Below are 19,233 nucleotides of genomic sequence, written 5' to 3'. Positions count from 1 at the left end.
TCACAGGATGGGGATTGTGATGCTACGCCAATTGATCGTTGCGATTGCTATCGCAGCACTTGCAGTTGGCGAAGCTGTGGCCTGTTCGATAGTGCCGCCGGTTCACGACGAGCCGTTCGTCGGTGAGACTGCGGAGGCGTTCCAGCAGCGGGTCGAAGCGCGTCGTGCGCAGGAGGAAGCGGACCGCCAAGCACGGCTGATCGCGTTTCAACGCCAGGCCTGGGAGGAGGCGTCATCAGTCGTTATCGCCCGCGTGACGCGGAGGGAAGAGGCTGTGCCGCTGCGCAATCGTTATGGCGAAGTGTACTATCGTACGCCACGCACGCACTTGCGCGTTGTGCGCTGGCTGAAGGGCGAGGCGCGCGGGCGCCCAAGTTTCGGCGTACGCTACGCCGGACTGACCAGTTGCGGCCCCTATGGCGGCGGCGATGCGGTCAATGGCGCTGTTGGGGAAGAATTCGTGGTGTTCCTGAGTGCGGGGCGGTTGCACGAAAGTCGTGTCACAGATTCTTTTGCGCCCGATAGCGTGGTGGAGCCCGGGCTGCGTGAATTGCTGACGCGTGCTGACTAAGGTGTCAGCTTCCCGCAAGCGCCTGTGTTTGCGACGAATTTCCCCTCACTCCCCATTCACGTGACCGGCGTCATCTTCCCGTCGCGTCCTTAAGCGCTTAATAGAGGCGCAAGGGACGACTTGTGCAGAAGGCTTAAGGGGCGCGGCGATGGCGGATGTCTTCATTTCCTACGCGAGCGAAGACCGCAATCGGGTCCGCCCGCTTGCCGAGGCGCTGCAATCGCGCGGCTTCAATGTGTGGTGGGATCGCTCGCTTGCGGCAGGGCAGGATTATACGGCTATCATTGAGAAGGAACTCAAGAACGCCAAGGCCGTCATCGTCGTCTGGACACAATCGTCTTCGGCTTCGACGTTCGTGCGTGACGAGGCGGGGCGCGCGCGCGATGAGGGCCGTCTCGTGCCTGTATTGCTCGATCGTGTAGAAATTCCGCTCGGCTTCGGCGCCTTCCAAGCCGAGGATTTCACCCGCTGGAATGGCGGCGCCAACGCGCCGCAAATGCAATTGCTTGAGGAAGTCCTCAAGGCGAAGCTCTCGGGTCGCGATGTGGATGGCAGCGCCATCGAACGCCGCCGCCGCAAACTCGGCGCGCGCATTCGCCTTGTGTCGGTGCTGACCGTGATCGCGCTCGTGATTGGCATCGCTGTCGGCGGCCGCTATCTCATCAGCCCGCCCGAGCCGGAGGTGACGCAAGCCGACCTGCGCGCCGAATTGCTGCGCCTGTTGGCCGAAGGCCAGCTCACGCCGGAGCAAGCGATCCAGCTCGCGCAAATCCTGGAATCGGGTGCGCTGGGCGAAACGCAAAGCGCGGCGCTGCAAGGTTCCGAAGAGGCGCCGGCCGCGAGCGCGCCGTCGCGCTCGGCGGAGGCTGATGCGCAATTGGCGTCCGTGTCGGAAGCCGAGTTCGACGCGACCGCGCGCGAGACTTATCGTCAGGCTTTTCTGGCCGTCGCCCGCCATCCCGACGCACAAGTGCGTCTGGCCGCAGCGCAAATGTCGCAACCGCAGGCGCGTGACGCGGCGATGCAGACATTGTGGAACTACGCGCAGAACAATCCGGACGACCCGCTGCGCGACGAAATCTTCCTGTTGTGCGGCTCGGTTGGCGAAGCGAATGGCGACCCGCTCGGGCAACGCGCGCTGGAAATCGCCACCAATCTCAGCCCGCGCAACACGGATGTGTGGCGCATGCTGTCGCGCTCCTACAATCGGGTGAACCGCACCGCGGAAGCGCAGGCCGCCGCGCAAGTCTCCGAGGCTGTCGTGGCGCAAGAAGAAGGCCGCACGGCGGAAGCCGAGCAGCAGATGCAAATCGCGGCGCAGAGTCTTGAAGCACCGGCAGTGCGCGCGCAGGTGGTCTCTGAATTGGGCGAGATCGCCGGCGAGCGTGGCGATTGGACCTCCGCCAGTGCGCGCTTTGCGCAAGCGTATACCTTACGCGAGCAGGTGGCTGACGCCGCCCCGGAGAACGCGCCCGCGCAGCAGATTGTCCAAGCGGACGCGCAGCAGCTCGTGGTCGCGCTCGACCGCTCGGGGCGGACACGCGAAGCATGCGAGCGTTTGCGTCAGGCGCAGCAGGAGCATGATGTGGCCGCGCCCGATCAGGAATTGCTGGATCGTTGCCAGCGGCTCTATCAAACGCAGCTGCGGCCGCAGGTCGAACTCGCGCCGACGCTGCGCGTGCGTCCCAATGTGATCCAGCGCGAGCAGACCGTCGCGCCCGCCCCAAGCCCCACACCGTAAGTGGGGAGCATCTAGCTACGCTTCAGAAACAGCACCTTCGCCGCGCCGTATTCGCGCGCGTCCAAAATCTCGTAACCCGGCAGCACTGGCGCTTCGTCGGCGGCGCATTCAAAGACGATCAGCGCGTCGGCGCTGAGCCAGCCGCCCGCGCCAAGCTTCGCCAGAGTGCGCTCGCCCAGGCCCTTGTGGTAAGGTGGATCAAGAAAGACGAGATCAAACGGCTCGCCCAACCCCGCAGGCTTCGCGCCTAAATCCGTGGCGTCGCGGCGATGGATGCGCGTCGTGCCGAACAGCCCCAGCGCCTCGACATTGTCGCGGATTGCGCCCCGCGCAGCTGCTTCGGTCTCCACGAAGAGCGCAAACGCGGCCCCACGCGACATCGCCTCCAGCCCCAACGCGCCTGAGCCTGCGAAAAGGTCAAGCACGCGCCGTCCCTCGAGGCCGGGCGACCATTCCGCATGCGCCAAGATGTTGAACACGGCTTCGCGGGCGCGGTCGCCGGTCGGGCGGGTGTCGCGACCGCCGGGCGCGGCGATAGCGCGGCCTTTGAATTGTCCCCCCACGATGCGCATTCTGTTCCCTAGCAAAGCCCGTAGCGAACGCCATATGTCGCGCCATCTGGCCGTCGCCAAGCGCTTGACGCATGCGGCAGCCTTCGTGAACAAGGGCGGCCCCCGCCCAGACCAAGGCAGGGGGAACCTGGGAGAGTAGCTGCCTTGCCATTCGACGCCGCCGACATCGCAGCCCTCTTTCAAGTCATTCTGATCGACTTGGCGCTCGCGGGCGACAACGCCGTTGCGGTCGGTCTCGCGGCCGCTGCATTGCCGGAGCAGCAGCAACGGCGGGCGATCTTCTGGGGCGTGGTGTTAGCGCTGGTGCTGCGCATCATCTTCGCCGGCATTACCATTCAGCTCTTGGCTATTCCGGGCCTGTTGTTTGTCGGCGGCCTGCTGCTCTTCTGGGTGGCGTGGCGCATGTGGTCGGACCTGAAGGCGCACGAGCCCGTCATGGTGGGCGATCCGGTGGCTGGCGAGCATGTGGCCGAGGCGATGGTGTCAGGCGGCAAGACGCCGAAGACCTTCGCCAGCGCGCTCTTCACCATCATCATCGCCGACGTCTCAATGTCGCTCGACAACGTGCTCGCGGTGGCGGCTGTCTCCAAGCACAGCCCCTACGTGATGGCGTTCGGCCTGGTGCTCTCGGTCGTGCTGATGGGCCTCGCGGCCTCGGTGATCGCGCGCATTATCAACAAGCATCGCTGGATCGCCGTGCTCGGCATCGTCATCATCGTCTTCGCCGGCACGCGTATGATTTGGGAAGACGGTCACAACTTCTTCCCGGCAATGGTGCCCGCGATCCCGAGCTTCCTCGGCGGTGGGCATCACTAAGACTGCGCGTTAGCGCAATGTCTTGATCGCGTTGCGCGCGAGTTCGTCGGCGCGGTTGTTATTCACGTTATCCGCGTGGCCTTTGACCCATTTCCATTCGACTTGATGCGCGGAATTGGCGGCGTCCAGACGCTTCCACAGGTCTTCGTTTTTCACCGGCTTCTTGTCGGCGGTTTTCCAGCCGTTCTTTTTCCAGCCGTGAATCCATTTCGTCAGGCCGTCCATGACGTATTTTGAATCAGTGTGCAGCCGCACTTTGCTTGGCCGCTTCAAGGCTTCGAGCGCCATGATCGCGGCCATCAGCTCCATGCGATTATTGGTGGTCGCGGCCTCGGCGCCGGAGAGTTCCTTCTCCGTGCCCGCATAATGCAGGATCGCGCCCCAACCGCCGGGCCCCGGATTGCCGCTGCACGCGCCGTCCGTCCAAATGTCGACTGTGTTGCTCATGGCGCCGCTCTATCGGGATTCGGCGCATCGCGATCCGGACGGAGAATGAGCCATGAATAGAGGCCTGTAAGTCCGCCCATTGTTGCGCCATAGAGCAAACTAATTCCTGCGTGAGCCCACCAACTCCAACCGAACGAGAGAAGGACAAGCGTCGGGCCCAACACAGCGCCGCATAAGGCGCCTGCGATGCAATAACTGCTCCGGCGCCGCCAGTTGCGCTTCAAAGCATGCACGTGCCACGCGACACCAAGCGTAAGGCTGGCAATCAGACACACCGGAAGAGAACTCATCGCGTACATGGCGACGAAGGCGATAATTTCCGGTTCATAGGGTGACGGCGAGGCGGCGTAGAACCCGATCCAGAGCAATAGGCTGGCCAAGAGCCACGCGAGTATCGCGCCCCCCAAGGCGGCTCGAAGGATTTTGCCGGAGTTGGTCAAGCGACGACGCCCTCAGCGCGATCGAAATCAACCGCCATAATCCCCCGCACCCTTCGCTTTGCGGTGGAACGCGAGCTTATCCGCGTACTCTAACGGGTCTTTGGGTTTCACCATTGCGCCCGGGGGCGTGTCGCCCCAATCGGTGAGGCGGGTAGCGAAGAAGCGGAGTGCCGCGCCGCGGCAGAGCGTTGGCAAGGCTTCGCGTTCGGCATCCGTTAAAGGCCGGATGGTTTCATACGCCGCGATCATCGCCGCGCCACGGGCGAAGTCGAATTCGCGCGGCGTAGCGAAGCACCAGGCGTTGAGGCAGACGGCGAGGTCGTAGGCCAGGAAATCGGTGCAGGCGAAATAGAAGTCGATCAGGCCGGTGAGGCGATCGCCGAGGAAGAGCGCGTTATCTGGAAAAAGATCAGCGTGGATCGGGCCGCGCGGCAAATCTGTCGGCCAGGCTGCGCGCACTTCGGCGACGTCGCGTTCGATCAGGCGCGCAAGACCGGGGCGCAGATATTCGGCTTGCGCCAAACGCGGCGCGATCAGCTTTTCCCAGCCATCGACCGAGAGCGCATTCGCCCGCGTCAGTTCAAAGCCGTCGAGCGCGACATGCATGCGCGCCAACGCTTCGCCGATCGCCGCGCAATGGCCGATATCGGGCGAACGCGGCCACACGCCTTCGAGGAACGAGATGATGGCGCAGGGTTTGCCCTTCACATGCGTGTAGAGCGCGCCTGCCTTGGTCGCGATCGGCAACGGCGCCACCACGCCGCGTTTGGCGAGGCGCTCCATGATCCGCATGAAGAAGGGCAGATCGGCTTCGTTGGTGCGCTTCTCAAATATGGTGAGGATGTATTGGCCCTTCTGCGTGCCGAGCGCGAAGTTCGAATTCTCCACGCCTTCGGCGATGCCCTTGCACGAGGTGGCGGGGCCGATGTCGTATTCGGCGAGCAGGTTCGCGAGGTCAGCGTCGGAGAGTTGGGTATAGACGGCCATACTAGCGCTGTTCGATCCGCGTCACGTTCCGCTCTTCATTCAGATGCACCATCCAGCCCGCCGTATGATGGCCCGCCAGCATGACGCGGGTGATTCGCTTGTAGTGCATGACGAAGCGGTCGAGCGCTAGGTTTTCTTCCGGACTGAGCGGTCGGCCAAGCGTTTCTTCCTCCTGCTGCCCACGCCAGCGACGCACGATCTCCCAGGAGGGCGCGCGGAGATAGATGAGCGCGTCGAAGGCGGCGAAGAAATCCGCGTAATCGGTGGCGAGCAGGTCGCGTGCGTGGGCGCGCCAAGCGCCGTCAACATCCTCGGCTTCGACAGCGTTCAGCGGGGTGGGATCGGGCGATGGCGGCAGGGCGCCGACGCACCAACCGTCGAAGAGAATGGCCTCGGGGCGGCCAGTGAACGCTGGCCAAGCGGCTTCGGGTGCGCGGTCGTCGCGGGCTTTGTCGAAGCGCGGCAACAGCGTGCGCGCGCCGCCATCCGCCTGCTCGAGCGCCGCGATGGTGCGATCCGCAAGGTCGAGATCATGCGTGCCGGGCGGCCCGCGCGTGATGCAGAGCGGATGCACTTCCTGGGCCAGCGCCTCGCGTTCGGCGCGCGTGAGATACACGTCGTCCAACGAAAAATGCGCCACGCGCGGATGGCCGGCGGCATAAGCGCGGCATTGATGCGATTTCCCCGAGCCCTGCGCGCCGCCGACGCCGATCAGAGCGGGCCGATTGGGATTGGCCGCGCGTGCAATCTCGATCAACTGATCGAGCAGAGCCGTCACGCTGAGTGCTGGCGATGCTCTCACTGCTTGGAAGGTGTCCCTGTTTCAACGGTTTGATAGATCGCGTCGATGATTTCCGGAACGGTTAGCGTGAAGACGCCGCCTTCGGCCTCTCTCCAAGTGCGATAGCCCTCCTCGAATTGGAGATCGGTCGGTGGACTATCGTCAACACGATGGGCGACCGAGTTGCGGAGCGCGGTTGAGGTGATTGGGAGATGTGACGCAATGAGCGGTGAGGCGACGATGTCCGTGATTTGCGGAGCAGGTGCGGGCACGCCCCACATCGAAATATGTATCGTCTGGCCGTGGTCCTCGATGCGTCCAACACGAACGCGCGCATCGGGATGCCCTGGCGGTTGAAGAGTCCACACTTGGCCGACCTCGAATGGCTCCTCCTGCGCAAAAGCAGGTGAAGCTAGCGCAAACAAGGCAAAAGCAAGGAGGAGGCGCCGGATCATCGTTTCACTCCGCCAACACGCGCGGCAGTTTGAACACCACGTCTTCCTTGGTCACCCGCACTTCTTCGACGCGCGCATCGAAACGCGCGGCGATGGCGGCGATCAGGTCTTCGACCAAATCTTCCGGCGCGCTGGCGCCGGCCGTGACGCCGACCGTGCGCACGCCGTCGAACCAAGCCCAATCCACATCATCGGCGGAGGCCACGAGTTGCCCATCGCGTGCGCCGGCGCGCTTGGCCACCTCAACGAGTCGCACGGAGTTCGAGGATTTCGGCGAGCCGATCACCAGTACAAGATCAGCTTGCTCAGCCATCGCCTTCACCGCGTCTTGGCGATTGGTGGTGGCGTAGCAGATGTCTTCCTTGTGCGGCGCGGCGATGCCAGGGAAGCGGCGCTGCAACACGCCCACCATTTCAGCCGTGTCGTCCACCGAGAGCGTGGTCTGCGTCACGAACGAGAGCTTCGCCGGATCGCGCGGCGCGAATTTCTCCGCGTCCTCGACCGTCTCCAGCAACGTGATCGCGCCAGCCGGCAATTGCCCCATTGTCCCGATCACCTCCGGGTGGCCGGCATGGCCGATTAGCACGATCTCGCGGCCCGCATTGAAATGGCGCTCGGCCTCGACGTGCACCTTGGAGACGAGCGGGCAGGTGGCGTCGACATAGATCATCGCCCGCGCCCGCGCCTCGGCCGGCACGGCTTTCGGCACGCCGTGGGCGGAAAAGATCACCGGGCGGTCGAGCGGGCACTCGTCCAATTCTTCCACGAACACCGCGCCCAGCGCCTCCAGGCGCTCCACGACGTGGCGGTTATGGACGATCTCGTGGCGCACATAGACCGGCGCACCCCATTTCCGGATCGCCTGCTCAACGATCTGGATGGCCCGGTCCACCCCGGCGCAGAACCCGCGGGGGGCCGCCAACAGGATTGAAATGGGGCGTTTTTCTGGCAAGCGGGCCTCTGGGGCGAAGTTTACACGCATGGCGCCAGGGTTAGTTGCCCGGGGCCAAAGCGGAAGCTATCACGACCTGACGCCGATTGCCTGCGGGTGGGGTGAGGCATGCAGCCGCCGCTGCGTGGCCCCTTTTGGTTCGGCGCGAGAGGGTCTTCGATGAAGCTTCCGGCAGCTTTGATGCTTTCCGCCGCCCTGGCGATTTCGGCTTGCGCGTCGAGCGAAACGCCGACGGTGGAATTGCCGGGCGGGGTGATGCCGGAGAACCAAAACGCCCAGGCGCGAGAGCCCACCTTCTTCGATCGTATGTTCGGCACCGATCCGCGTCCGAACGCCGGCCCATGCCCGCTGATGGGCGTGCTTTACGACAATTCGCGCATCGTCGATTTCGCCGCCGACGGCAATCAGCGTTACGCCAACATCGAATTCACCGGCGAGATGCAGGGCGTGCGCGGCCTGTGCCGCTATGTGGAAGCCGATCCGATCACCATGGCCATCGAAATCGACATGGCCTTCGGCCGCGGCCCGGCGGCGACCGAGGCGCGCCATACCTATCGCTATTGGGTGGCGGTGGCCCGCCGCGGCCGCGCCCCGATCGAGAAGGTCTATTTCGACGTCGACGTGCGCTTCGACCGCAACCAGCAGGTCGCCACCCGCACCGAGCAGATCGAACGCATCGTCATTCCGCGCGCCAATGAAGGCGTCTCAGGCGAGAATTTCGAAATCCTGGTCGGCTTCGAACTGACGCCCGAGCAGCTGCAATTCAACCGCGACGGCCGCCGCTTCCGCATCGACGCCGCGAGCAACGCGGGCGGCTAAGTTTTGGACAATGGGCAGTAGGGAATAGGCAGTGGAGGCGCCAAGCCGCTGCTTGCATTCCCATGGCCCACTGCCTACTGCCTATTGCCTCAATGAAAGACCTCGCGACCGCACTGAGCGCGGCGAACGCCGCTGTTTTCACAGAGCTTGGGCTCGACCCGAAGCATGCGGATGTGCGCCGATCGGACCGCCCGGACCTCGGCGAGTTTCAGGCCAATGGCGCGCTGGCGGTGGCGAAAGCCGCCGGTAAGAAGCCGCAAGAGGTGGCCCAAAGCGTCGCCGCCGGCTGGACCGCCACCGATCTCGCCGCCGCGCCCACCATCGCCGGCCCTGGCTTTCTCAATTTCAAAGTGACGCCCGAAGCGCTGGCCAAGCGCGCGCAATTCGTGGCGGAGGATGAAAAGGCTGGCGCGAGCCCGGTTGAACACAAGCGCCGTGTCGTTGTCGATTACGGCGGCCCGAATGTCGCCAAAGGCATGCATGTCGGCCATTTGCGCGCGTCGATCATCGGCGAGAGCGTGAAGCGCATATATCGCTTCCGCGGCGATGAAGTCTGGGGCGACGCGCATTTCGGCGATTGGGGCTTCCAGATGGGCCTCGTCATCACCGCGTTGGAAGATGAACTCGGCGGCTTCAATGATCGCGCCAAGCTCGACGCGCGGCTGAAGACGCTGACGCTGGACCAACTCGAGGCGATCTATCCAGCCTACGCGGCCAAGGTGCGCGATGGCGACACCGACGTGCGCGATCGCGCGCGCAAGGCGACGGCGGCGCTGCAAGGCGGCAGCGCGTTGCATCGCGAAATCTGGAAGGCGATGCACGATGTCTCGATGGCGGCGCAGAAGCGGGACTTTGCTGCGCTAGGCGTCGATTTCGATCTCTGGCTCGGCGAAAGCGACGCCGATCCGCTGATCCCGGATATGGTCAAAGACCTCGAAGCCAAGGGCTTGCTTGAGGAGGACCAAGGTGCGCGGATCGTGCGCGTGGCCGGGCCTGGCGAGACGAAAAAGAAGAAGCTGGATGACGGCAGCGTGGTCGAGGTCGAGAGCCCCGATCCGCTGCTCGTGGTCTCCAGCGAAGGCTCGGCCATGTATGGCACGACCGATCTGGCCACCATCGTGCAGCGCGTGCGCGATCAGAATCCGGATATGATCCTCTACGTCGTCGATCAGCGCCAGGGTGACCATTTCGAGCAAGTCTATCGCGCCGCCGCGAAGGCCAATTACATTTCTCGCGACAAGCTCGAGCATGTCGGCTTCGGCACCATGAACGGCGCCGACGGCAAGCCGTTCAAAACCCGCGCCGGCGGCGTTCTGAAGCTGCAAGACCTGATCGGCCAGGCCGAAGAGAAGGCGCGCGAGCGGCTGAAGGAAAACGAGATCGGTGCGGATTTCTCGAAAGAGGAATTCGAGGACGTCGCCCACAAGGTGGCGATCGCCGCGATCAAGTTCGCCGATCTCTCAAATTTCCGCGGTACGTCCTACGTGTTCGACCTCGACCGTTTCATGAGCTTCGAAGGTAAGACCGGGCCGTACCTACTCTACCAAGCCGTCCGCATCAAAAGCATTCTGCGTAAAGCCGACGAGCAGAGCGTGAAGCCGGGCGCAATCGCGATTGCGCATGAGTCAGAGCGCGCGTTGGCGTTGGCGTTGGATGCGTTCGACGGCGCATTGCGCGCCGCCTACGACAAAAAGGCGCCGCACTTCCTCGCAGAGCACGCCTATTCGCTGGCGCAAGCGTTTTCGAGCTTCTACACGCACTGTCCGATCCTGCCGTCCGAAGGCGCCGTCCGCGCCTCGCGGTTGGCGCTCGCGGCGGCGACGTTGAAGCAGCTCACGCTGACGCTCGATCTCCTCGGCATCGACGTGCCGGAGCGGATGTAACGTTACGTTAGTCCCTTGCGTCACAGCGTTTCGGCTCGCAGGCTGTCCGCAAAGACCAAGGGGAAACGACGATGGCGCAGGCGCGGGTCAACGGTATCTCGCTGGAATATGAGACGCACGGCCCCGAGGACGGCGCGCCGCTGCTGCTGATCTCAGGCTTGGGCACACAGCTCACGCGTTGGCCGCCCGGCCTCTATGAGAAGCTGGTGGCGCGTGGTTTCCGCGTCATCCGTTTCGACAATCGCGATGTTGGCCTGTCGCAGAAATTCGCCGGCGCGCCCACCATCGAAAGCGTCGTCGCCGCGCGTATGCAAGGGCAGGCGCCGGATATTCCCTATACCCTGGACGACATGGCCGCCGACGCCGTTGGCGTGCTGGATCACCTCGGCGTCGATCGCGCCCATATCGCCGGCGCGTCGATGGGCGGCATGATCGGCCAATTGGTGGCCGCCGATTACCCTGAGCGCGTGCTTTCGTTCACGGCGATCTTCACCACGACCGGCAATCCGACGCTGCCGCCGTCAAAGCCGGAGGCGATGGCCGTGCTGACCACGCGTGCGCCCGACCCGAACAAGGATATCGAGGCTTACGTCGAGCACGTTGTGCGCGGGGCGCGCACCATTGGCAGTCCCGCTTATCCCTTTGAGGAAAGCCTGCTGCGTGAGCGCGCCTTGACGGATGTGCGTCGCGCTTACGAACCCTTGGGCGTCGCCCGCCAGCTCGCGGCGGTGATCGCCAACGGTGATCGGCGGGCGAAGCTGGCAAACATCAAGGCGCCGGTGGTGGTGCTGCACGGCGATGCCGATCCGCTCGTGCCTGTGGAGGGCGGGCGCGACCTCGCGGCATGCGTCGCGGACGCGGAATTGCGCATCGTCGAAGGCATGGGCCACGATATTCCGCCGTCCCTCTACGATACAGTCATCGACGCCATTGCCCGCGCCGCCGAACGTAGCCGCGGCTTGGCCTAATGCTTGTTGCGCGCGGACACTTCGTGCGCTTTTTCCTCAAGCCAATCCATCGCCGCCACCGCGACGCCTGAGAAGATGAAGGTGAGGTGGATGATCGTGTACCAGAGCAATTGCTGCTCTGTGTACTGACTGATGTTCATGAAGATCTTGAGCAGATGGATGCCCGAGATCGCCACGATCGAAGCGATCAGCTTGATCTTCAAGCCGCTGAAATCGAGCGTACCCATCCATTCGGGACGATCTGGATCGCCCTTGGCCGCGTCCATCTTCGACACGAAATTCTCGTAGCCTGAAAAGAGAATGATCAGCACCAGGTTGCCGGCGAGCGAGAGATCGACCAGCGTCAGCACGAGCAGGATGATGTCGGTCTCGTCCATGGCCATGATCTGCGGCGCTTGCAGATAGAGCTCGCGGAAGAAGGTGATGATGAGAATGCCGAGGGCGGCGATCAGGCCCAGATAGACCGGCGCCATCAGCCAGCGGCTCGTATAGATGATCCATTCGATCGCCGCTTCCAGGATTGGCGTGCGGGAGCGGGGGGATTTCACGTCGTCGGTCATGCGGGCCCTCAAAATGCGGCGCGAACCTAGGAGCATCCGCGATCGTCGCCAAGCGCGCTCCCGTAAGGGGAGGCTTGCCGAAATGAGCCAACCGCGCTGATGCTCCGCCCAGAGCGAGGGGAGGACAGCATGTACGAACATGGAATGATCGCGCCGGTCGTGGCGCTGGTGATCTGGACGCTGATCATGTGGGTCTGGATGTACGCCACGCGCATCCCGGCGATGCAGAAAGCCGGCATCAAGCCGGGCCAAGCCACGAAAGCGGCGATGGAGGCGCTGCCGAGCGCCAATGTCGCCAACAATTACAACCATTTGATGGAGCAGCCGACGATCTTCTACGCCATTTGCTTCTCGCTCCAATTCTTGGAGCAGACGCAGGAGATCAATATCGGCTTGGCGTGGACCTATGTGGCGCTGCGCGTCGTGCACTCGTTGATCCAGGCGACGACGAACTTCATCCCGCTGCGCTTCCTGGTGTTCTCGCTGGCAAGCCTGGTGCTGGTGGCGCTGACCTTCCACGCCGCGCTCGCGAGCGGCTTGGCCTGGTTCAACTGGCCGTTCTGATTGTTCGGACCGCGGGCCGGAAGCCGGCGGTCCGAACTTCAATCCATCTCCGCGATCCACTCGCGCATGAGGGCGACACCACGGTCGTCGACGAGCTGTCGGCCCGTCTCCGGCATCATTACGCCCGGGTCGGTGCTCTCCATCCGGTAGAGCAGGAACGAGCGTTCCGGATGGCCAGGTTCGATCGCGAATTCGTAGCCGGCCGAACCACGCCCCGCCGCGACCGGCCGCTTCAGCACGCCCCATTGGATCGGCTCGTGCTGGCTCCAGCGCAGATCAAGTCCCGACGTGTGCGCCGGCCCTTGCGGGTTATGGCAGTGCGCGCAATTCACATCGAGGTACGCGCGGGCGCGTTGTTCGAGCGTGCCGGATGATGCGTCGTATGCTTGCGGAACACTTGGCACGTCGGATTCGGGCAAACCGTCGACCAGCCCTAAACGCCGCCACACGTCCAACTGAGGTGCAGTTTCGCCTTCGAGGATGATCGGATTGTTGTCTCTTCCGCCAATTGGAGGCCGATCTCCTGCGCTGCCGATAGTGGTCGTCGGATAGGTCATAGGCCTATTCAAATTTCGCGCACTCGGCCCAATAGGTGTGAGTTCGCCCGCGAGATCGTGGCAGCCTTTGCATTGATTGCGATTGGGCACGGCCCAATCGAGAGTGATCGCGTCACCATCTTCATCAGTGAAGCTCACCGGGATTTGCGCGCCGATCGGCGATAGCCGCGCTTCGGTCTGCGCTTCGTTCCAAACATAGGGCAACGCGATCCAGCCATCGGCGCGGCGGATCAGCAGGCGGGTTTCGAGGAAGCGGACGTTCTGCGTTGGCTGACGCATATCGGCGGCGAACGCGAAGGTCTTGATCAACACTGTGCCGACCGGAAAATCGAACACGCCGTCCGGATTATAGCGCGCCTGCGCGCCCGGCGGCACATAGACGTAGCGAAACTTCAGCGCGCCGTCGGAATAGAGCGGCGTATTGAGATCGTAGGGCGTTACACCCGCGACCGGCTCACGCGCGCCTGGATCATGAAAGAAGCCGTACGCCGACAAAAGCTGCGGCGGTCGCTCAGCGCTGATCGCGGCGACATTCACCGCTGGCGGCGCTTGCGCCACTGCGCCCGCCGTCAGCAGGACGACGAGCGCGAGCGCCGCGGAGATCCAGAGCCGCATCGATCAATTCCTGATCCGCACCTGCGCCGGTTCGGCGATGTCCAGCAGCGGCGGGGGCGTTGGATCGGGCGCGGCCTCTGTCAGCGGCGAACCGGCGACGGGGATGCCCAGCGACAAGAAACTGCCGGACCCGGTGCGGGTGGAGCGATTGTCGCGTACGACGATGCGGACATTTTCGGTGCGGGGCGTGCCGGCGACCGAATACATGCTGGCGCCGTCCCAGAGCACGTCCGGGATCGGCACGCCCATTTGCGGCAGGGAAGCCAGCACGCCCGCCGGCGCAAAACCGGTGTTGCCGAAGCGATTGTTGCGGACGACGATGTCGCGCGGCAGCGGGTTATAATCGCGGTCCTCGAAACTGTCGCGATAGGAGCTGATCAGCACGTTCACCGTGGCGTTGTCGGCGATCTCATTGTCGAACACGTGCACGTTGCGATTGGCCATGATCAGCACGCCGGTGCCGGTCGGCACGTCCGCGACAATGTTTCCGGCCGGCGCGAAATTCGGCGTGTCGTTATTAAAGATGCGGTTCTCGAACACGCGCACGCTATGGCCGCCCTTTTGCGGCAGGCCTGGCAGGTCGAACACCAGAATGCCGCCGGTATTGCGCGTGGCCGTATTACCGAACACGTCGGCGTTGAAGCTGTTCTCGATCTCGATGCCGGCGACGTTGAACTCGGCCACATTGTCGCGGACGATGATGTTGCGCGATTGGCCGACATAAATGCCGGCGTCTGAGGCGCCGCGCGCGATCGAGCGCTCGATCAGCACATTGTCGCAATTGACGGGATAGAGCCCATAGGCGCCGTTGTCCGGGTTTGGGCCGCGCGTCCATTCCACGCGCACTTCGCGGATGGTGATGTGGTCGCAATCGCGCGCCTTGATCGCGTCGCCGCGTGCGTTCTCCACGCCGAAGCCGCGCAGCGTCACATTGTCGGAAGTGATGAGCAGGCCCTCGGCGCCGCGGCGCTGGCCGTCGAACGAGAGCACCGAGCGGTCGTGGCCTTCGCCGCGAATGGTGACGTTGTTGACGTCGAGCGAAAGTCCGCTCGTGAGTTCAAAGCGCCCGCGCGCGAGTTGCACCGTGTCGCCGGGCTGCGCCTCGATCAGTGCGGTCTGCAAGTCCTGCTCGGCTTGCGGGCCGGGCCGAATGCGCCACGTGCGCGCGTCGGCGACGCTGGCGCAAAACACCAAGGATGCGCCCAAAAGCGCGGCGGCGAACCTCATGCAAATCTCCCCACTGTGTGAGGCGACCTTTGCCGGCTCGCCGCCGCGTGTAAAGGCTAGGCTTTAATTGCCCGGGGCCGCAGGCGCCGCCGTGTCGGCGACAGCGGCCGATTCTGGCGCCGGTGCGGCTTCGACCGCGACCGGCGTGACTGTCGAGCCGATTGGCTCGATCGTGCCCCGGAGTGGATTACGCGAGGGTAGAAAAGCCTAACCTAAAGTTCGCGTCAACGCCGAGTTCCAAATCTCGCCACGATATGGATCAAGTCGCGCACAAGGGTCGGGTGGCGCGCGGCGAGCAGTCCAGCGGCGGCAGTGATGCCCAACGTCATCAGCGGACGATCACGGGCGATGTCGCCCAGGCCTATCGGCAATTCGTCGAGCAATTCAGCCTGCGCGATCGCCGTCTCCCGTTCGCGCTTGCGCGCGCGCATCGTTGCAATGAGGGCGAAGAGCGCCAGCGCCAACGCCGCCGCCAACGCCACGATCGCGGCGGCGCCGGCGGCCCCCACGACGGGTTCAGTCGAAGCATAAAGTGCGAAGCCCAAGGCAAACACGGCCATGACCACGGCCGCGCATGCGGCCGCCGTCGCAATAACGGCGGACATGGCGCGGTCGAACATTATCGTCGGCCCCCGTTCAGCAGCAGCCCGATCAGGATGCCCACGCCGAGCGCCGTCGCTGCGACCGCGACCGGGCGCTCGCGCCATTGTCGTTTCAGGTAGCGGTGCGCTTCGTCCAAGCCGTCCTCGATTGCGTCTTGCGCGGCTTCATAGGCTTCCTCGGCGCGTTCGCGGGCGTCCTCGGCAAGCTCTGCGGCGCGCTTTGCCCGATCCGTGGCCATGAAAATCTCTCCTTGCCCAATCCTATAGGAGATCGGTTAGGCTCGCGCTCACGCAAGCCCATGTGGCGAAATGGCGATCAGAGAGCGCATGAGCGAGCCAAAAGTTCCCGAGGCCCCCAAGACTTGGCCGGTGGTCGCGGCAATCGCCATTAACCTAATCCCGATCGTCGGCGTCATGTTCTGGGGCTGGAGCGCGTTTGCCTTGATCGTGCTCTACTGGTTGGAGAACGTCGTCATTGGCGCGCGGAACGTCGCGTCGATGTGGGCGAGTGCGATTGTCGGCGGCGGCTTGAGGATACCGGCGGCCGCCTTCTTCAGCGTCTTCTTCACCTTCCACTACGGGCTGTTCTGCTTCGTGCACGGCATCTTCGTGATGGCCATGTTCGGCGACATCGAGGATGGCGGGTTTCACGCCGAGTCCATTTTCGATCTCGCCGGCGCGGTCGGCGCATTGTTCACGGCGCAGCCAAATCTGCTGATCGGCTTTGGCTCGATCGTGCTGTGGCAGATTGTGCAGTTCGTTCTATTCCTTGTGCGCGGCGACGCGCGGCGCACCAATCCCTTGGATCTGATGGCTGCGCCATACCCGCGCATCATCGTGTTGCACGTCACCATTATCGTAGGCGGCTTCATCCTGATGGCGCTCGACGCGCCGGCTGGCGGCGTGCTCATTCTGGCGCTGGTGAAAACGGCCTATGATGTCGCAGAGATCATGGGCAAGGCGCCGCGTTTCGGCAGACCGCATTCAAAGCAGAGTCCGCGCGGCGGCGATGATGCGCAGCGTCTCATCCCATAAGCCGAGCGCTTCAAGCTCCGCAGGGGAGAAGAAGCGGGCCTCACGCGCGTCATCGCCCGCCTGCGGTTCGCCGGACAGCCAGCGCGCCGCGTAGTCGATCAGAACATAATGGCCCCACGCCTCGCGCTCGCCGCGGCGGGTGAGCACGGCGTCGACCACATCCACGAGGCCGACGAGCTCCGCCGCGCAGCCCGTCTCCTCTCTGAGTTCGCGCAGCGCGGCGTCGGCGGCGCGTTCGCCCCATTCGATCCGTCCGCCGGGGATCGACCAGCGATCCTCCATGGGCGGGGCGGCGCGTCGGATCAGGAGAACGTCATCGCCGCGCAGACACACGACCCCCACGGCAGGTGTCGGCGATCGTTTCGGGTGTTCACTCATGCGCGCTCCGCCTTTCGTTCCATTCCCACTCTGATCGCGGCGCCCGCAACTGCAAAAAGTTCTGCGCGCCGCCGCGATTCCGGTCGCGAAGCGCCGAGTCGCACCGACTCACTCGCTCGTTGAGGCACACTCACGCGCGCGGTTCGGCCCTCTTGCGGCGTCGTGCGCCGGCTCGGACTCAAGGGTGAGCGATGCGGATCGCGCGATGCGTCCTGTCGCAATCGTTCGGCTTCGATGGACGATGGGCAATGCTCGATGGGCTGTCGGGAGCCATGGCGTGCGCGTCGCCTCCGTCGTTCCGCCCCGCGCGAGAACGCGCGTGCTGCGCCAACAAGAGGCTATGGTGAAGCAGGCGTGGATCAAGCGCGCGCGCCGCCGCCGCATTCTTTGTGCTCGAAATAATTTAATGAAATTAACGACTTCAACCGCGATCCAGGAAGGTCAAAAGGAAAGAGCCGCGACACTTGCGTGTCGCGGCTCTCTTGTTCTGGTCAGACGCTCCCTAGAGAGCATCCGGCAGAGGCTTAGCGCTTCGCGGCCTTTTTGGCCTTCGCCTTCTTCGCCTTTTTAGCGGCGGTCTTGCGCGGCGCTTTCTTCGCGGCCTTCGCCTTCTTCGGCGCTGCCTTCTTCGCCTTTGCCTTCTTGGCTACCTTCTTCGTAGCCTTCTTTGCTTTTTTCACAGCCATGCCCTGGCTCCTCTAGTGTCACTGCGACGAGCCGCAGTACGTCTTCATAATGTCATGTGCAAGCGAGATCGCCAGAGAAATTTTCTCGCGCGGCGATTTTGCAACATCACGTCGATTGAAAATCGATGTGAGCACACGAACGAAGCGGCGCTCATGTGTATCGATTCGACGCGCGCGTCACGCGATCAGCGCGCGCGGGTTCATGATGCGATGCGGATCGATGGCCTGCTTGAGTGCGCGCATCAGCGCCATCGACTCGGGATCCTTGAAGCGCGCGAGGTCCGATGTGCGCGCCACGCCGATGCCATGCTCCGCCGAGATCGATCCATTCAACGCGCTGGCGATCTCATAGATCGTTTGGGTGAGGGCCGAGCCCGGGAAGGCGTCGCGGGCCATGCCGATGGGTTGGATGGCGGTGTAGTGGAAATTGCCGTCGCCCATGTGTCCGAAGGCGACAATGCGCACGCCAGGGCAGGCGGCTTCCATCGCCGCATTGGCGCGCTGCAGGAAGTCCGGCGTCTTTGAAACAGGCACACTGACGTCGTGATTAACCTGCGCGCCCTCGGGCTTGTGGCCGGCGGAAATGTCTTCGCGAATACGCCAGAAATCCCTTGCCTGGCCTGCGTTTTCGGCAAGAAGCGCGTTCGCGCCGAAGCCTTTGTCGAGCGCGCCGGCAAGCGCGCCGAGAATAGTCTCGCGCAACCCCTCCGCGTCGAAACTTTCGAACTCGATCAGCACGAGGTAGGGCGCGCCGGGCAGCGGGTCGCGACGGTCGGGAACGTTCTTGACGACGAGATCGACCGAAAGCCGGTTCATGATCTCGAACGCCGCGACGGCGCCCGTCTCGGCCTTCATGTGGTGCAGCAGCTGGAGCGCGGCCCCTGGCGTCGCGGTTGCGACCAAGGCCACCTCATGCGCGCGCGGTCGAGCGAAGAGCTTCAGGCTGGCGGCAGTGACGAGACCCAGCGTCCCCTCGGCGCCGATGAAGAGCTGCTTCAGATCGTAGCCGGTGTTGTCCTTGCGCAGAGACTTGAGGCCGCTGAACACACGGCCGTCCGGCAACACCGCTTCAATGCCGAGCACGAGGTCGCGCATCATCCCGTAACGCAGCACGTGCACACCGCCGGCGTTTGTCGAAATGAGTCCGCCGATCGTCGCTGTGCCTTCGCTCGCGAGGCTCAGCGGGAAGAGCCGATTCGATTCGGCGGCGGCTTGCTGCACTGCGGTGAGCACCACGCCGGCTTCGGCGACAAGCGAGTCGTTGTCGACGTCGAGCGCGCGAATGCGGTTCATCCGCTTTGTGGATAAGAGCACCTCGCCATTCGGCGTTTGACCGCCGACGAGCCCGGTATTGCCGCCCTGGGGCGTGATCGAAACCCGCGCTGCGGCGCACATCCGCACGATATCCGCCACCTCTTCGGTGCTGGCGGGCATGGTCATGAAGGGCGTCACGCCTTGGTAACGGCCGCGCCATTCCTGCAAGTGAGGGGCAAGCACCTCGGGGTCGGTGGAATAGCCCTTGGGGCCGAGGCGCGCGGCGAGGCGCTCGAATAGGTCGCTGCTCATGCACCGACCCT

At 63.9% G+C, this 19,233-nt stretch carries 22 protein-coding genes; 8 read left to right on the top strand and 14 right to left on the bottom strand.

The features are described 5' to 3' along the window. Positions 1–19: 19 nt before the first annotated feature. Together VF769_RS16655 and VF769_RS16650 are read left to right on the top strand one after the other, a co-directional pair. Positions 20–571, top strand: coding sequence for a hypothetical protein (locus tag VF769_RS16655; protein WP_331009559.1), 552 nt, complete (start codon positions 20–22; stop codon positions 569–571). Positions 572–719: 148 nt separating this feature from the next. Further along, a complete protein-coding gene (locus VF769_RS16650) occupies positions 720–2,312 on the top strand; it encodes a toll/interleukin-1 receptor domain-containing protein (protein ID WP_331009558.1) in 1,593 nt (530 codons plus the stop codon). Positions 2,313–2,323: 11 nt separating this feature from the next. Here the strand turns inward: VF769_RS16650 and rsmD are convergent, their stop codons facing one another. Beyond that, positions 2,324–2,884 carry a 16S rRNA (guanine(966)-N(2))-methyltransferase RsmD gene (gene rsmD / locus VF769_RS16645; protein ID WP_331009557.1) on the bottom strand — a complete coding sequence of 187 codons (561 nt, stop codon included), beginning with the start codon at positions 2,882–2,884 and terminating at the stop codon, positions 2,324–2,326. A 144-nt stretch (positions 2,885–3,028) separates the two neighbouring features. On the opposite strand from rsmD, the gene VF769_RS16640 reads away from it, so the two are divergent. Beyond that, positions 3,029–3,700, top strand: coding sequence for a YjbE family putative metal transport protein (locus VF769_RS16640; RefSeq protein ID WP_331009556.1), 672 nt, complete (start codon positions 3,029–3,031; stop codon positions 3,698–3,700). 9 nt (positions 3,701–3,709) lie between these two features. On the opposite strand, the gene rnhA is transcribed toward VF769_RS16640, so the two are convergent. The 5 genes from rnhA to ispH all read right to left on the bottom strand — a co-directional run bounded on the left by rnhA (position 3,710) and on the right by ispH (position 7,792). After that, a complete protein-coding gene (gene rnhA / locus VF769_RS16635) occupies positions 3,710–4,147 on the bottom strand; it encodes a ribonuclease HI (RefSeq protein WP_331009555.1) in 438 nt (145 codons plus the stop codon). 467 nt (positions 4,148–4,614) lie between these two features. Beyond that, on the bottom strand, positions 4,615–5,574 hold the full coding sequence (locus VF769_RS16630) for a homoserine kinase (RefSeq protein ID WP_331009554.1): 960 nt from the start codon (positions 5,572–5,574) through the stop codon (positions 4,615–4,617). A gap of 1 nt (position 5,575) precedes the next feature. Next, on the bottom strand, positions 5,576–6,352 hold the full coding sequence (locus VF769_RS16625; protein WP_331009553.1) for a hypothetical protein: 777 nt from the start codon (positions 6,350–6,352) through the stop codon (positions 5,576–5,578). Between the two features lie 20 nt (positions 6,353–6,372). Continuing rightward, positions 6,373–6,723 (bottom strand): hypothetical protein, encoded by a 351-nt coding sequence (locus tag VF769_RS16620; protein WP_331009552.1) that lies wholly within the window; start codon positions 6,721–6,723, stop codon positions 6,373–6,375. Positions 6,724–6,814: 91 nt separating this feature from the next. Then, on the bottom strand, positions 6,815–7,792 hold the full coding sequence (gene ispH / locus VF769_RS16615) for a 4-hydroxy-3-methylbut-2-enyl diphosphate reductase (RefSeq protein WP_349258160.1): 978 nt from the start codon (positions 7,790–7,792) through the stop codon (positions 6,815–6,817). A 129-nt stretch (positions 7,793–7,921) separates the two neighbouring features. Between ispH and VF769_RS16610 the strand changes: the two genes are divergently transcribed. The 3 genes from VF769_RS16610 (at position 7,922) to VF769_RS16600 (ending at position 11,432) form a co-directional block, all read left to right on the top strand. Next, positions 7,922–8,581 (top strand): hypothetical protein, encoded by a 660-nt coding sequence (locus tag VF769_RS16610; RefSeq protein WP_331009551.1) that lies wholly within the window; start codon positions 7,922–7,924, stop codon positions 8,579–8,581. A 92-nt stretch (positions 8,582–8,673) separates the two neighbouring features. After that, entirely contained in the window at positions 8,674–10,464 is a 1,791-nt protein-coding gene (argS, locus tag VF769_RS16605) for an arginine--tRNA ligase (RefSeq protein WP_331009550.1), read from the top strand. 71 nt (positions 10,465–10,535) lie between these two features. Continuing rightward, on the top strand, positions 10,536–11,432 hold the full coding sequence (locus VF769_RS16600) for an alpha/beta fold hydrolase (RefSeq protein WP_331009549.1): 897 nt from the start codon (positions 10,536–10,538) through the stop codon (positions 11,430–11,432). Here VF769_RS16600 and VF769_RS16595 read toward each other — a convergent pair. Beyond that, positions 11,429–11,992: a TIGR00645 family protein gene (locus VF769_RS16595; RefSeq protein WP_331009548.1), complete on the bottom strand. Its 564-nt coding sequence runs from the start codon at positions 11,990–11,992 to the stop codon at positions 11,429–11,431. The two genes, VF769_RS16600 and VF769_RS16595, sit on opposite strands and share 4 nt — an antisense overlap. A gap of 129 nt (positions 11,993–12,121) precedes the next feature. On the opposite strand from VF769_RS16595, the gene VF769_RS16590 reads away from it, so the two are divergent. Beyond that, a complete protein-coding gene (locus VF769_RS16590; protein ID WP_331009547.1) occupies positions 12,122–12,556 on the top strand; it encodes an MAPEG family protein in 435 nt (144 codons plus the stop codon). A gap of 38 nt (positions 12,557–12,594) precedes the next feature. Here the strand turns inward: VF769_RS16590 and VF769_RS16585 are convergent, their stop codons facing one another. The 4 genes from VF769_RS16585 to VF769_RS16570 form a co-directional block, all read right to left on the bottom strand. Beyond that, a complete protein-coding gene (locus VF769_RS16585) occupies positions 12,595–13,728 on the bottom strand; it encodes a hypothetical protein (RefSeq protein WP_331009546.1) in 1,134 nt (377 codons plus the stop codon). Positions 13,729–13,731: 3 nt separating this feature from the next. Further along, positions 13,732–14,955 (bottom strand): parallel beta-helix domain-containing protein, encoded by a 1,224-nt coding sequence (locus tag VF769_RS16580; RefSeq protein ID WP_331009545.1) that lies wholly within the window; start codon positions 14,953–14,955, stop codon positions 13,732–13,734. Between the two features lie 224 nt (positions 14,956–15,179). Next, positions 15,180–15,560: a hypothetical protein gene (locus VF769_RS16575; protein WP_331009544.1), complete on the bottom strand. Its 381-nt coding sequence runs from the start codon at positions 15,558–15,560 to the stop codon at positions 15,180–15,182. Between the two features lie 14 nt (positions 15,561–15,574). Next, positions 15,575–15,796 (bottom strand): hypothetical protein, encoded by a 222-nt coding sequence (locus VF769_RS16570; RefSeq protein WP_331009543.1) that lies wholly within the window; start codon positions 15,794–15,796, stop codon positions 15,575–15,577. A gap of 88 nt (positions 15,797–15,884) precedes the next feature. On the opposite strand from VF769_RS16570, the gene VF769_RS16565 reads away from it, so the two are divergent. After that, on the top strand, positions 15,885–16,592 hold the full coding sequence (locus VF769_RS16565) for a DUF6498-containing protein (protein ID WP_331009542.1): 708 nt from the start codon (positions 15,885–15,887) through the stop codon (positions 16,590–16,592). On the opposite strand, the gene VF769_RS16560 is transcribed toward VF769_RS16565, so the two are convergent. The 3 genes from VF769_RS16560 to VF769_RS16550 all read right to left on the bottom strand — a co-directional run bounded on the left by VF769_RS16560 (position 16,542) and on the right by VF769_RS16550 (position 19,222). Continuing rightward, complete coding sequence (locus VF769_RS16560; RefSeq protein ID WP_331009541.1) at positions 16,542–16,970, bottom strand: NUDIX hydrolase; 429 nt, start codon at positions 16,968–16,970, stop codon at positions 16,542–16,544. The two genes, VF769_RS16565 and VF769_RS16560, sit on opposite strands and share 51 nt — an antisense overlap. A gap of 524 nt (positions 16,971–17,494) precedes the next feature. Then, positions 17,495–17,656: a hypothetical protein gene (locus VF769_RS16555; protein ID WP_331009540.1), complete on the bottom strand. Its 162-nt coding sequence runs from the start codon at positions 17,654–17,656 to the stop codon at positions 17,495–17,497. Positions 17,657–17,833: 177 nt separating this feature from the next. Continuing rightward, positions 17,834–19,222, bottom strand: a complete 1,389-nt coding sequence (locus VF769_RS16550) for an FAD-binding oxidoreductase (RefSeq protein ID WP_331009539.1) — start codon at positions 19,220–19,222, stop codon at positions 17,834–17,836. Positions 19,223–19,233 lie beyond the last annotated feature (11 nt).

Origin of the sequence: Vitreimonas sp., from assembly GCF_036392335.1 — a bacterium.
Classification (GTDB): Bacteria; Pseudomonadota; Alphaproteobacteria; order Caulobacterales; family Aquidulcibacteraceae; genus Vitreimonas.
The sequence above is the reverse complement of the archived record's forward strand: the minus strand, read 5'-3'. Positions and strand labels throughout refer to the sequence as shown.

Bases quoted from the DNA above. Each gene is read 5' to 3' on its own strand.
- VF769_RS16655 (WP_331009559.1), top strand. From the start codon at position 20: ATGCTACGCCAATTGATCGTTGCGATTGCTATCGCAGCACTTGCAGTT.
- VF769_RS16650 (WP_331009558.1), top strand. From the start codon at position 720: ATGGCGGATGTCTTCATTTCCTACGCGAGCGAAGACCGCAATCGGGTC.
- rsmD (WP_331009557.1), bottom strand. From the start codon at position 2,884: ATGCGCATCGTGGGGGGACAATTCAAAGGCCGCGCTATCGCCGCGCCC.
- rnhA (WP_331009555.1), bottom strand. From the start codon at position 4,147: ATGAGCAACACAGTCGACATTTGGACGGACGGCGCGTGCAGCGGCAAT.
- VF769_RS16630 (WP_331009554.1), bottom strand. From the start codon at position 5,574: ATGGCCGTCTATACCCAACTCTCCGACGCTGACCTCGCGAACCTGCTC.
- ispH (WP_349258160.1), bottom strand. From the start codon at position 7,792: ATGCGTGTAAACTTCGCCCCAGAGGCCCGCTTGCCAGAAAAACGCCCC.
- VF769_RS16610 (WP_331009551.1), top strand. From the start codon at position 7,922: ATGAAGCTTCCGGCAGCTTTGATGCTTTCCGCCGCCCTGGCGATTTCG.
- argS (WP_331009550.1), top strand. From the start codon at position 8,674: ATGAAAGACCTCGCGACCGCACTGAGCGCGGCGAACGCCGCTGTTTTC.
- VF769_RS16600 (WP_331009549.1), top strand. From the start codon at position 10,536: ATGGCGCAGGCGCGGGTCAACGGTATCTCGCTGGAATATGAGACGCAC.
- VF769_RS16595 (WP_331009548.1), bottom strand. From the start codon at position 11,992: ATGACCGACGACGTGAAATCCCCCCGCTCCCGCACGCCAATCCTGGAA.
- VF769_RS16590 (WP_331009547.1), top strand. From the start codon at position 12,122: ATGTACGAACATGGAATGATCGCGCCGGTCGTGGCGCTGGTGATCTGG.
- VF769_RS16585 (WP_331009546.1), bottom strand. From the start codon at position 13,728: ATGCGGCTCTGGATCTCCGCGGCGCTCGCGCTCGTCGTCCTGCTGACG.
- VF769_RS16580 (WP_331009545.1), bottom strand. From the start codon at position 14,955: ATGAGGTTCGCCGCCGCGCTTTTGGGCGCATCCTTGGTGTTTTGCGCC.
- VF769_RS16575 (WP_331009544.1), bottom strand. From the start codon at position 15,560: ATGTCCGCCGTTATTGCGACGGCGGCCGCATGCGCGGCCGTGGTCATG.
- VF769_RS16570 (WP_331009543.1), bottom strand. From the start codon at position 15,796: ATGGCCACGGATCGGGCAAAGCGCGCCGCAGAGCTTGCCGAGGACGCC.
- VF769_RS16565 (WP_331009542.1), top strand. From the start codon at position 15,885: ATGAGCGAGCCAAAAGTTCCCGAGGCCCCCAAGACTTGGCCGGTGGTC.
- VF769_RS16560 (WP_331009541.1), bottom strand. From the start codon at position 16,970: ATGAGTGAACACCCGAAACGATCGCCGACACCTGCCGTGGGGGTCGTG.
- VF769_RS16555 (WP_331009540.1), bottom strand. From the start codon at position 17,656: ATGGCTGTGAAAAAAGCAAAGAAGGCTACGAAGAAGGTAGCCAAGAAG.
- VF769_RS16550 (WP_331009539.1), bottom strand. From the start codon at position 19,222: ATGAGCAGCGACCTATTCGAGCGCCTCGCCGCGCGCCTCGGCCCCAAG.